We start from the raw sequence: 12,274 nt of genomic DNA on the forward strand, positions 1-12,274 counted from the left end.
TCAAGATGATTAATGAAATGTGCATATTGCTTCTCTTTGTAGTATTAGGAGGCGTATTATTATATAGAGCAAAAATTACGGATACATGTAATGATTTCTTTGATAAAAACTGGTCTTTAGCGCTTAAGGGGCTATGTTGTATTGTTGTTATTTTGGTTCATATTCCGAACGAACATTCAACACGCCTTCAAAATATGATAGGAAGTTTTGCTTTTGTCGCAGTTACTGCTTTTTTCATGATTTCAGGATACGGTTTGTCTGTAAATAGAAAACGCAAGGGATATATGCAGCATTTTTGGAGAAACCGAATGGTAACATTAATTGTTCCTATGTTGCTGACTAATATTGTGGCAGAAGCTGTAAATTTGATTTCTGGCGTAGCAGACCATATCGTCTATAATTTACTTGCAGTCAATGGATTTGTTGTGATGATTACGACTTGTTACGTGATTTTCTATATTGCGTATCAGTTTAAATCATTAAATGAACACATGAAAAGTATCATTACATGTTTAGGCATACTGGTACTTAGCATTTTAGCTTTTTTATTTGAAAAGCATATTCCTTTTACAGTATGGCCCGTGCCATGTCTTGGATTTATTTATGGGATGCTTATAGCAGATAACAGAACACAAATTATAGGGATTCTCAATAAGCAGAAAATTGTCGATGCAAAAACAATATTGCTCATCTTAGCCTCGATTGTAATCGGGGGGGGGTATGCGAAAGCAAAGCATATATTCTTTTGGGGCGACTATGTGTTGAGAGCATGCCTGGCAATTGTATTGATTGCATTACTGATCAAAATTACGGCGTATATTCGATTTGAAAGTAAGGCTGCTTTGGCTTTAGGCACTATTTCGTACGAAGTATATTTGTCGCATGTGATAGTAATTGAGCTATTTACTTCGTATTGTGGAAGCTTGAATTCTGGAATGTATGTTGTTGGAGTGGTCGTTGTAACTTTAGTGTTGTCGTATATTATCCATAAAGTAGATCAAAAGATTATAGTGCAGCTAAGAGCATAATAATAGGAGTGTGTCTTTGTGGGAGAAATTGACAAAAGCATTATTGCTATTGCTGTGCTGATAGCAGATTTCTGTTTTCCTTCAGTACTTGAAAGGCTTGAATTTGTATTTTTAAAACAAATGGTAAGTTGTTTATGCTTTTTAAAAAAAGCTGGAGAGTGTTAGATTGGTTATATAGTTTGTCTATAAACGTTTTGTAAGAAAGGCCACAGGGGAAAGTAATGGCAAAAGTTAGTGTAATTATTCCAATATATAAAGTTGAAAAATATTTATCGAGATGTCTGGACAGTGTTGTTAATCAAACACTTGATGATATCGAAATTGTATTAGTAGATGATGGATCACCTGATTCGTGCCCTGAAATATGCGATAGATATGCCAAGAAAGATAGTCGGATTAAGGTGATTCATAAAAAGAATGAAGGATTAGGATATGCCAGAAATAGTGGTATGTTAATTGCAACAGGAGAATATATCGCATTTCTTGATTCTGATGACTATGTTAGCAAGGATATGTATGAAAAAGTATATTCTGAACTGAAAAGAACAGATGCAGATTGTTGCGTGACTGGTTATGTCGTAAAAAAAGATTCTGGGGATGAAATTCATAAAGAAAATCCATTAGGAACAGCTGTTTATGAGAATGATGATATTATAACAAAGGTTCTTGCGGGTATGCTTGGGTCAAAACCGGATCAGGCTAGAGATACAGATGTTGGTATGTCGGTTTGGAAATGTGTGTATAGGAAAGAACTACTGCAAGATAAAGGTATTCTCTTTCCATCGGAGAGAGAGTTAATATCAGAAGATATTATCTTTCAGATTAGAGTTCTATCGCAAGTGAAGAGGGTGTGTACGCTATCAGAAGTAATGTATTATTATTGCGAAAATGCAAATTCTCAATCACTCATAAAGACTTATTCGAAAGATAAGTTTGATAGATATAAAAAACTCTATAACGTTGAATTGGAGATGCTTTCAAAAATTAAATTTTGTGAAGAAACAAGACTTCGTGCTACAAGAATGTTTTTGGGAAATACACGTGTTTGTATTAAGCAGATATGTCAGTCGACAGAAAACTCCAAGCAAGAAAAAAAGACTTTGCTTCAAGAAATATGTGATGATAAAGAAATTCAGGATGTACTGAAGTGGTATCCATGGAAAGATAATCCATTGAGGCAAAAGATTGTTACGTTATTAATAAAGAAAAAGTGCGCACGATTAATTATGTGGCTGGTTTAAGATAGAATAGAGGGAGGATAAAAATTGCTGAAAATTCTTTACATAATATCGATGGCGATAGCATTTTCTATGGAAGTTAATAAAGTGGCTTTGCCATTTTTTCTTAAATACGGAATTGCTATTGTGTGGATATTAATTGCTATTATAAAAAGGCATGGGTTAATAAAGCCTTATGAGTTAGGACAAATTAAGCTGTTTTCAACTCCCATAATATTTGCTTTCTTTTATACGATAGTAATCTGGATTGTAGACACACCGGAATATTTGACTGCTCACTATTATTCTCGGCTGTTAAGTAATTTGGGCTGCATGCTTGTAATTGTTATATGTGCTATTATGATGTGTCTCTTATTTGGAAAAGAAGTTATTAAATTGTCATTTTGGGCGCTGATTTTGACAATCGGATTTAACTTTATTGTTGTTTTTCAGGAATACGGAGCCCCCTCAATGTTAATTTATTTGAAAAATGTATTTTCATTGAGTCAATTTGCATATGGAACAACAATATCGAACATTTCATATGGTCTTGAGGTTCATGATGCAACCTTTGCGATGGGCATATTTCTTGTGTACTTTATTTTTTATGAAAATGCTGCTGAAGAAAAGAAGCTTTTACATATCATTGTAGCACTTATTGGGTCGTATCTTGGATTTAAAAGAAATGAATTGATTGCAATTGTAGTGGTTACCATAGTTGCGCTTGTTTTCATAAGAAAGAAATCAAAGGATTTTTTAAAAACAAGTCAGATTCTTGGGTTCGGAATGTTTATCGTAGGAATGCTATATGTAGCTTTAATAAAGAACATAGATATACTCCCGGCATTTGTTAAGATTCTTGATATTGCTAGAATTAATTTATATCATTTTCTGAGTGGAGAATATACGATTTCTCCGTTCTATTTGGGAAAGGGGTATTCGTACATTAATCAGCGGTTGGGTATAGAATCTACTCTGCTACATACATCACATACTGATTTAGTGCGCGTATATATAGAAATGGGAATATATGGTTTTGGCTTGTGGATATGGTATTATTTTGTAAATATTCCCAGAAAACTGTATAGAGATTATTCTGAAACAGCAGCTAAATTTTTCCTGATCGGGACATTTTATGTGTTTTCCACTTACTTCTTGGATAATACACTAACACTGTTTGATAACCAATTCGTGTATTTCTTAATCCCATTGGCATTATGCTATAATGATCAGGAGGCGGAAATAACAGCAATATAAGATGTAACGGAGGAAAAGATTGTGAAAAAATTATGCTTTATAACACAGTGCTCATTACCTATACCGACTGTGAAAGGTGGAGCTGTTGAAACGCTTGTAGAGTATCTTTTAGATGAGAATGAAATTAAAAATAACTTCAAATTTGTGGTATACAGTATTGGAGATGACGAAGCTGAGAGAAAATCTCACAAGTACCAATATACGACGATTAAATACATTGAAAAATCAGACGGAAAATTAAATAAGATACTTTTTCGTTTGGATAGAGCTATGCAACATTTTGGCATATACATTCCGTGTTCAGTTGAGTTTTACAGAATGTTGAAGCAACTAAGAAAAGAAAAGGATATTGATTATTTCATATATGAAGCCGGTCAAACAACGCAATTGCCGTTACTTGCTCGCTTCATTCCTAAAGAAAAGTTATTAGTGCATATTCATTGGGATGGGATGGCAAATAAGAAGAAAGATAGTTGTTTTAGCCGTCTGATTGCGGTAAGCGATTATATTGGGCGCTGTTGGAAGAACGGTAGCGGATGCGAAGAAAATAAGGTTATAGTGCTACCTAATTGTGCAAAAATTGAAAGATTTAATATTGATACGTCCGAAGCTGAGAAGATAGAATTGCGAAATAAATTAGGTATTCCCCAAAATCATAGGGTAGTGATATTCACTGGAAGAATTGTAAAAGAAAAGGGCGTAAAAGAATTACTGACAGCTTTTGATCAGCTAAGAACAGAATTGGTTACTTTGGTCATTGTTGGAAGTGCTAATTTTGGAGCATCAACGAATACTGAGTATGAGAAGGCTGTGGAAACAATAATAAATAAATCTAAGCGAAATATTGTTTTTACAGGGTTTATTCATCAAACGGACTTGTATAAATATTACAGTATCGCTGATGTTGCCGTCATGCCGAGCCTATTTCAAGATCCTGCACCATTGGTTAGTATTGAAACACAAGCGACAGGCACCCCATTGATTGCTACTCGAGTTGGTGGAATTCCAGAATATATTGGAAATGAAGATTGCGGTATTCTTGTAGAACAAGATGAGCACTTGGTGGAAAATCTAAGAAACAAAATTGACTATTTGTTAGAAAATGAAGAAGTATGCGAAAACATGAAGGTTCAAGAAAGAAAGCATGCTCAAAACTATACGACAAGTTTATACTACGAGAACTTCACAAAAATAATTAATCGAATAGCGAGAGAACAAGATGGAAGATAAAAAGCATAGGATAAAAAGCATAAAAGTTAATGCCGCTTTGAATGTAATGAAACAACTCTGCAAGGTGGTTTTTCCGTTAATTACAATGCCATATGTGACTCGTGTTCTGCAAACGAGCGGATATGGAAAATATAACTTTGGAAGTTCAATTGTTAGTTACTTTATTCTCCTCGCTGGATTAGGAATAAACGATTATGCCATTCGAGAAGGTGCGAGAGTAAGAAGTGATAAGAAAAAGTTTCAAACATTTACGGATGAAGTCTTTACGATAAATGTTTTATCTACAATCGTTTCGTACGCAATATTGTTTGTACTTCTTTTATTTTCAAAAAAGCTATTGGACTATCGACTTCTGATTATTGTTCAGAGTATTCCAATCATTTTGAATACAGTTGGATGTGATTGGATTAACTCAGTATATGAAGATTTCTTATATATAACGATTCGCTATATCGCTATGCAAATATTGTCAATTGTGTTGTTGTTCGCATTAGTAAGAACTGCAGATGACTATGTAATGTATGCTTTGGTAACAACTATCGCATCAGCTGGCGGGAATATATTGAACGTATTTTATGTTCGTCGATATGTGCACTTAAGAGTCACAAAAAAATTGAACCTGAAACAGCATATAAAACCGATTATGATGCTTTTTTTTAATACTATAGCATCGACAATCTATGTAAATTCCGATACAACAATGTTAGGCTATTTACAAAATGAAAATGCTGTTGGTATTTACGGATTAGCGACTAAAATTTATTTGGTAATAAAACAATTGCTTAATGCAATTGTAATGGTAGCACTTCCGAGGCTGTCAGCCTATCTTGGAAGTGGAGACGAAGAAAAATATAGAGCCTTAACTAACAAAATTTTTAGTACCGTTTGTACGCTTGTGGTTCCAGCTGTTTTTGGGATGTTTATGCTGAGTGAGCAAATCGTTGTAATCATAGGTGGTGCGGAATATACTTCAGGAGTTATAGCTTTAAAAATACTGAGTTTTGCTTTATTTTTCTCAGTGCTTTCGGTTTTTTATTGTTGCGCGATTTTGCTTCCGTTTAAACAAGAAAAAATATGTTTGATGGCTTCATCGATAAGTGCATTGCTTAACGTAGTGCTAAATTTTGTGCTAATTCCAATTATTAGTTATAATGGTGCAGCTGTTACTACACTCATCTCTGAGGCATTGATTCTCGTGATTTATATTATATCAAGTCAAAAGTTGGTGAAGCTAAAAATTGATGTTAGATTAGTAATATCGATAGTTACAGGGTGTATGGCTATAATGTTAATTTGCTTTGGAATAAAACATTTGATTTCAGATGATATTATTATAATTTTAACATCACTTGTTGTGGCTGTGCCAACATATTTTTTGCTTCAGATTTTTTTCAAAAATGAAATTGTGACGGGATATTATATGGAGTTAAAGAAAAGGCGTAAACATGAATAAAAATGTGAAAAACAGAATAGAATGGGTTGATTGCGCAAAAGGGCTTGCAATAATCTTGGTCGTTTATGGACACGCATTGACATATTTTTCCCCTAATTTTGATAGCATTGTTCATGTGGTATATTCGTTCCATATGCCGCTTTTTTTTGTTTTAACTGGATATGTATCAGCTTATAGCTATGATAGTGAGGATTTTTTTGCATTTTATAAAAAGAAAAATATTACGTTAATGAAACCGTATTTTTTATATGCGGTAGTATTGTTGTTTTTTAAAGTTCTAAAAACTTATTTATCAGGAAATGCTTTAAGTGGCGGAAATATAAATTGTATTATAAATACAATATTAATAACTAGAAAATCATTCATTTCAGAGTTATGGTTTTTGCCATGTTTATTGATTGCTCATTGTCTTATGTTTTTTGTGGCTAAGAGAAAGACTATTTTTAGTTGGATGAGTGTGACATTGTGTTTTGGAGTTGCTTTACTATTAAGAAATACTTTCAATATTGCACTACCATGTAACTTAGATAATGCGTTATTAGCACTTCCTTTTATATTTGGAGGGGTGCAGTGGCGAATTGCAGCAAAAGATAACAAAAAAGAATTCAGCGTTATTGGAATTTTTATAGTGGCATTAACTGTATTTACGGGTGTTAACTTCGTGGAGATTTCTCAAGGGTATTCTGTGGATTATTTTGCAGATATAATTATTGGAAATGTTCCGCTCTTCATTTTTACGGCTACGACAGGTACTGCTGTCATTATTCTATGTTCGAAATTTGTGACTGGATGTAAAAATAGGTTTGTGAAAAATTGTCTGATGAAGTGTGGCCGAAACAGCCTTTCAATTTATGGACTTCATTATGTAGTGTTAGCCATAGTTTATCAGGTGCTAAAAATGTTTAGAAGTGAGGCAATGGGGGGGGCAATTAATATTGATTATTATAGAAACGGGAATAGTTATTGCTCTAATTTTGCTATCAAAAGAACTATTGACGAAGTGGAATAAGTTTAAAGGAGAGAAAAAATGATGAAAACAACATTACTTATCATGGCGGCTGGAATTGGCAGCCGCTTTGGAACGGGAATTAAGCAGTTGGAGCCGGTGGATGCTTCTAATCACATCATCATGGATTACTCTATTCATGATGCGATTGAAGCTGGATTCAACCATGTGGTATTTATTATCCGTAAGGATATCGAGAAAGAGTTCAAAGAGGTGATTGGTGACCGCATTTCCACTATCTGCTCTGCTCATGATGTAACTGTGGACTACGCTTTCCAGGATATCAACGACATCCCGGGAGTTCTGCCGGAAGGCCGGACAAAGCCGTGGGGGACTGGCCAGGCCGTCCTTGCAGCGAAGAAGGTCATCAAGACTCCGTTCATTGTCATCAATGCAGACGATTACTATGGCAAGGAAGGTTTCAAAGCCGTACATGAGTATCTGGTGAATGGTGGCAAGTCCTGCATGGCAGGCTTTGTGCTGAAGAACACGCTGTCTGATAATGGTGGTGTGACCCGTGGCATCTGCAAGATGGATGATCAGAACAACCTGACCGAAGTCGTGGAGACAAAGAATATCGTCAAGAGTGCAAATGGAGCCGAGGCTGAAGGCGTGGCTGTCGATGTTAATTCTCTGGTTTCCATGAATATGTGGGGATTGACTCCTGATTTCTTGGATGTACTGGAAGAAGGTTTCAAAGAGTTCTTTGAGAAAGAAGTCCCGGGCAATCCGCAGAAAGCTGAGTATCTGATCCCAATCTTCATCGGTGAGCTGCTGGAGCAGGGCAAGATGTCTGTGAAGGTTCTGAAAACGAACGATACCTGGTACGGAATGACCTACCATGAGGATGTTGCAGCAGTAAAGGATAGCTTTAAAAAGATGCTGGAGAATGGCGTGTACAAGGCCGACCTGTTCAGTGATCTGTAAACGACGATGAAAGAAACGATTGATTTACTCGGAAAGATCATCACAAACATCCTGACTGCGCTATATGAGCCGTTTGGCTTTTCGCTTCTTCTTTCCTTTTTGGCCATGTTTTTCTATCTTTATGCTTATGAGCCAATACATGCAGGCAAAGGCTGGAAGAATGCCATAGTGACCTGGTATCAGAAGTTCAAAGAGAGCGTGTTCTTTCGGAAACTGTTCTTCTTGGCTTTTTTGACTTCACTTATTCTGTTCCGAACCCTGTTAAACCGTCAGCTGTGGATGAATCCTTTATCCGATGTCATGGGTGGCTGGGGCATCTGGGAGACCGTGAACGGCGAGCAGAAACTGACCACCGAGTGTATCGAGAACGTAATCATGATGGTACCGTTTAGTTCGGTAGCAATGTGGACATTCGGAGAGAAGATAGGAAACAGTTGGAAGAAGATACTGTGCAATAGCGGAAAGATAGCATTTATCTTTTCGATAAGCATAGAGATGCTACAATTATTGCTTCGTTTGGGAACGTTCCAGTTATCAGACATCTTCTATAACACAGTCGGCGGAGTAGTAGGTGGTTTGGTGTACTATGCGACGATGAAGGCAAGAAAGCGTCTGTAAAAGAGTATAGTTTTGTGATATACTAAAAAAAGAGACTTTTATGTTGTTCTCATACCTACACAATACTTAATTTAAATGATTATAATTTTGGAAAGAGGTTTGTGTCCTATGCCCAGAACTAAAGGTAGTAAGAATAAGCCCAAAACTGTGACTGCAGATTTTGCAACACAGATTGCAGAAAAGCAGTCCGCAAAGGAAGCACTCACAGCCGAGATCGCATCCATTACCGCTAACATTGATACTTTGAAGGCTGACCTGAAAGAAAAGAAGACTGCTCTGAAGAAGGCCGAAAAAGAAGTGGCATCCTTGGAAGCGAAGAAAGCAAAGGCAGATGCTAAGGCTGCTGAAGAAGCTAAGAAGACCGAAGCAGAGGCTGTGCTGAAGAAGTTGCTGGCAAGCGGCATGAGCGCGGATGAGATTCTGGAAAAGCTGAAATAAAACCATAAAACTATAAAACACACACGACTGTGTGGGAAAGGAAAGAATTAAATGGAAGAAATCGTAAAGTTCTTAAAAGAAGCTGAAACATATTACTTGGCAACGGTCGAAGGCGACCAGCCGAGAGTGCGTCCGTTTGGCACGGCACATATTTTTGAAGGCAAGCTGTACATCCAGACTGGCAAGAAGAAGGATGTTTCCAAGCAGCTGCATGCCAATCCGAAAGCAGAACTGTGTGCATTTAAGGGCGGCGAGTGGATTCGCGTTGCCGGCGAACTGGTAGAGGATGACCGTGTGGAAGCGAGAGAATCTATGCTGGATGCCTATCCGAGTTTGAAGAAGATGTATGCCGCAGATGATGGAAACACTGAGGTGTTTTACTTCAAGAATGGTGTGGCTACCATTAGTTCTTTCACCCATGAGCCGAAAGTGATCAAGTTTTGATGATACGCCGTGTGGACAAACTGAACTCCAGGAGTTCACACGGTAATTTTTGAAGGCTTTTGTATAGTTTGCAACGGAAATAAAAGTAATGGAGCGTGAGAAAAAATGAATTTATCAAAAATACATCATATTGCAATCATCGTGTCTGACTACGAAGCCGCAAAGGATTTCTATGTGAACAAGCTGGGATTCTCTGTCATCAGAGAAAACTACCGCCCAGAGCGTAAAGACTGGAAGCTGGATCTGCGTGTCAATGAATACACAGAGCTGGAGATTTTTGCTGAGGAAAACCCGCCGAAGCGTGTGAACCGTCCGGAAGCATGTGGGCTGCGTCACCTTGCCTTCTGCGTGGAGAGTGTGGAGCAGACAGTGAAAGAACTGGCAGAGGTGGGAATTAAATGTGAGCCGATTCGTGTTGACGATTATACCGGCAAGAAGATGACCTTCTTCCATGACCCAGACGGCCTGCCGCTGGAACTGCACGAGTAAAAAGAGGTGAACAAAATGATATTCCGTAAGGCTGAAAAAGAAGATTTTGACAAAATAAGATCCCTGTACTGGAACTTGATTGATCAGGAGAAGGATGACCCGTCATTTCCACAATGGAAGAAAGGAATCCATCCATCGGATGAAATGATACAGGCCAGTATTGATAAGGGAGAACTGTATGTGCTGGCAGATGGTGATGAAATTGCGGCATGCGTGATAGCAAATGATGAAAAGGTCGATGGCTATGCAGATGCTCCGTGGCAGATTAATTCGGATGAGATAATTGTTCTTCATGTTCTGGCAGTGAATCCGGGCCAGAGAGGAAAAGGACTCGCGCAGAGATTAGTGGAGAATGTGATTGAACTGGAGAGAAAAGCTGGCAGGAAAGCATTGAGGCTTGATGTAATCGAGAACAACACAACTGCCGAAAAGCTGTATCAGAAACTGGGCTTTCAATATGTTCAGACAAAAACGCTCTATTATGATGTAGTCGGGAAGATGACGTTCAAATTGTATGAGCTGGTGCTGTGAGCTATGGGAGAGAAAAGAGCGTATAAATCTCGGAAGCCAGGCGGCGGTCGAAAGAAGATGAAGCCGGAGTACGATGCCGAGAAGAATCTGAAAGAACAGATGGAAAGTGCTGTGGCGCTTTATGAGGAGGACTGCCCCCTCCGATCCATTGCAGATGCGCTAACTATGAATCCAATCAAAGTAAGAAAGCTGCTCATCACGGCTGGTGTGTATGAATCGGATGTGGCGGAGAAGGTACAGGATACCTTTGAGGAGTATCGGAAAACACAGAACTATAAAGAAGCCATCCTCTCAACCGCAAATACTCTTCAACTCTCCAAAGCCTCCGTTACCTCGTACCTACCATATCAGAAAGGTGTGTACTTCCCAAGTACAGCAGATAAAGAAAAGATTAGTGTTGGAGCAGAACGGCGGCGGAGATATAGAGCAGTAAGAAAACTGAGATCAGAGCCAACAGAGGAACACCTGTGGGAGACGGTCTTGCTTTATTCTGGTGTGCGCTTTAAAACCTATTCCGGCTTACCCTTTACCTATGAAATACGAAAAGGAAGAAGCGGCGAATACACAAAAGAACTGTGGATAGACCGCCGAGAGAACAGTAAAAGTCTGGCATGGAGTTCAGTGCTGCTGGCACTACGGAATATGAAAAAGGTGGGAGAAGTAGTAGACCGCCCGAAAGCTCTGGGGGATATCCGGGGAGTGACTTACATCTATGGGATGTTCTATCGGTTCGGATTGATTGACGTGCCAGACGAGATAAAGGAGAAGATGGGCCATCCGAAAGACCGCAAAAAATAGGTTGCTATGTGTAGAAGTCTACGGTAATATGTGCCGTAACTGAGGAAATGAATCTCAGTTGGGAAGGATGGTAGCATTATAGAAAAATTGAAGGAGCTGCTAGAAGACTACATTAAGAAAACGAAACCAGAGTATTATCCGCCAGTGGAGAATCTGCTGGATCTGATCTACGAGCATTACACAGAGAATAATCCAGTAGAGAAGAACACAGTTGCCGGGAAAGCTGCGAAGGCCAAGGAAAAGGAACTGGAAGAGTGGCTGCGTGGCTTGGAAGGTATGGATAGGCTGGTCGATGATTATGTCGGAGATAAGATTCCACTCTGGGAGAAGATCATGGACCGGCAGGGGACGGTGTGTTGCACATGGGAGAAGACCGCTTTTGAGGAAGGTCTGAAAGTCGGGATACGGTTTATGATGGAAGTGTATAGTTTGTAACGGAAATAAAATGAACTCCTGGAGTTCAAAAAAGCCCTCGCTTGTTACGGCGAGGGTGTGTGTTCTTATTATTCAGGCTTTTCAGCTTTCTTCTTCGGTGCAATTTTATGACCGGAGTAGATTGCCATACCCATGCAGACCAGAGAGCCACAAGCGAAATACTTGTGAGCTTGCATCAGCTTCTTGCAGCCTGTGTAGAAGCACCCTGCCATGCAGGCAAGTGCGCCGAGTGACCAATATTTATGTGCTTTCATTTTATCTGTCCTCCTTATCTTCTTTCCGTATTCGGAGCAGTTCCTCTATTTCCATTTTACTCGCTAAGCGTACCGCCGGCTTCTCGTTATAGGTTTGTGCTCCGCAGTCAGGACAACGGTCAGGTAGTTCCTCAGCAGAGAAGCAGTAG

The 12,274-nt window shown here is 38.6% G+C and carries 16 protein-coding genes; 15 read left to right on the forward strand and 1 reads right to left on the reverse strand.

From position 1 onward, the window contains the following. Positions 1-5: 5 nt before the first annotated feature. The 15 genes from GT674_RS01105 (at position 6) to GT674_RS01175 (ending at position 11,871) form a co-directional block, all read left to right on the forward strand. Positions 6-1,028, forward strand: a complete 1,023-nt coding sequence (locus tag GT674_RS01105; protein ID WP_161283966.1) for an acyltransferase family protein — start codon at positions 6-8, stop codon at positions 1,026-1,028. Positions 1,029-1,046: 18 nt separating this feature from the next. After that, positions 1,047-1,193 (forward strand): hypothetical protein, encoded by a 147-nt coding sequence (locus GT674_RS01110; RefSeq protein WP_161283967.1) that lies wholly within the window; start codon positions 1,047-1,049, stop codon positions 1,191-1,193. A 56-nt stretch (positions 1,194-1,249) separates the two neighbouring features. After that, the gene (locus tag GT674_RS01115; RefSeq protein WP_161283968.1) at positions 1,250-2,269 is read left to right on the forward strand and encodes a glycosyltransferase family 2 protein; all 1,020 of its coding nucleotides are present in this window, start codon (positions 1,250-1,252) and stop codon (positions 2,267-2,269) included. 24 nt (positions 2,270-2,293) lie between these two features. After that, a complete protein-coding gene (locus GT674_RS01120) occupies positions 2,294-3,502 on the forward strand; it encodes a hypothetical protein (RefSeq protein ID WP_161283969.1) in 1,209 nt (402 codons plus the stop codon). Positions 3,503-3,523: 21 nt separating this feature from the next. After that, positions 3,524-4,732, forward strand: a complete 1,209-nt coding sequence (locus tag GT674_RS17710; protein WP_161283970.1) for a glycosyltransferase family 4 protein — start codon at positions 3,524-3,526, stop codon at positions 4,730-4,732. Further along, positions 4,722-6,185 (forward strand): flippase, encoded by a 1,464-nt coding sequence (locus GT674_RS01130; protein ID WP_161283971.1) that lies wholly within the window; start codon positions 4,722-4,724, stop codon positions 6,183-6,185. The genes GT674_RS17710 and GT674_RS01130 overlap by 11 nt, the downstream gene beginning before the upstream one ends. Then, positions 6,178-7,194: an acyltransferase family protein gene (locus GT674_RS01135; RefSeq protein ID WP_161283972.1), complete on the forward strand. Its 1,017-nt coding sequence runs from the start codon at positions 6,178-6,180 to the stop codon at positions 7,192-7,194. The genes GT674_RS01130 and GT674_RS01135 overlap by 8 nt, the downstream gene beginning before the upstream one ends. 21 nt (positions 7,195-7,215) lie before the next feature. Further along, positions 7,216-8,118, forward strand: a complete 903-nt coding sequence (locus GT674_RS01140) for a sugar phosphate nucleotidyltransferase (RefSeq protein WP_161284102.1) — start codon at positions 7,216-7,218, stop codon at positions 8,116-8,118. 6 nt (positions 8,119-8,124) lie between these two features. Next, complete coding sequence (locus GT674_RS01145) at positions 8,125-8,736, forward strand: VanZ family protein (protein ID WP_161283973.1); 612 nt, start codon at positions 8,125-8,127, stop codon at positions 8,734-8,736. A gap of 108 nt (positions 8,737-8,844) precedes the next feature. Beyond that, complete coding sequence (locus tag GT674_RS01150; protein ID WP_161283974.1) at positions 8,845-9,174, forward strand: hypothetical protein; 330 nt, start codon at positions 8,845-8,847, stop codon at positions 9,172-9,174. A gap of 51 nt (positions 9,175-9,225) precedes the next feature. Then, positions 9,226-9,618 (forward strand): pyridoxamine 5'-phosphate oxidase family protein, encoded by a 393-nt coding sequence (locus GT674_RS01155; protein ID WP_161283975.1) that lies wholly within the window; start codon positions 9,226-9,228, stop codon positions 9,616-9,618. A gap of 105 nt (positions 9,619-9,723) precedes the next feature. Further along, the gene (gloA2, locus tag GT674_RS01160) at positions 9,724-10,107 is read left to right on the forward strand and encodes an SMU1112c/YaeR family gloxylase I-like metalloprotein (RefSeq protein ID WP_161283976.1); all 384 of its coding nucleotides are present in this window, start codon (positions 9,724-9,726) and stop codon (positions 10,105-10,107) included. 15 nt (positions 10,108-10,122) lie between these two features. Then, a complete protein-coding gene (locus tag GT674_RS01165; RefSeq protein ID WP_161283977.1) occupies positions 10,123-10,638 on the forward strand; it encodes a GNAT family N-acetyltransferase in 516 nt (171 codons plus the stop codon). Between the two features lie 3 nt (positions 10,639-10,641). After that, complete coding sequence (locus GT674_RS17295) at positions 10,642-11,436, forward strand: hypothetical protein (RefSeq protein WP_243149010.1); 795 nt, start codon at positions 10,642-10,644, stop codon at positions 11,434-11,436. Positions 11,437-11,523: 87 nt separating this feature from the next. Next, the gene (locus GT674_RS01175; RefSeq protein ID WP_161283978.1) at positions 11,524-11,871 is read left to right on the forward strand and encodes a hypothetical protein; all 348 of its coding nucleotides are present in this window, start codon (positions 11,524-11,526) and stop codon (positions 11,869-11,871) included. 68 nt (positions 11,872-11,939) lie between these two features. Here GT674_RS01175 and GT674_RS01180 read toward each other — a convergent pair whose 3' ends face one another. Next, positions 11,940-12,125 carry a DUF6219 family protein gene (locus GT674_RS01180; RefSeq protein WP_161283979.1) on the reverse strand — a complete coding sequence of 62 codons (186 nt, stop codon included), beginning with the start codon at positions 12,123-12,125 and terminating at the stop codon, positions 11,940-11,942. Positions 12,126-12,274 lie beyond the last annotated feature (149 nt).

The sequence above is a fragment of the Blautia sp. BIOML-A1 genome, assembly GCF_009883055.1.
Classification (GTDB): Bacteria; Bacillota; Clostridia; order Lachnospirales; family Lachnospiraceae; genus Blautia_A.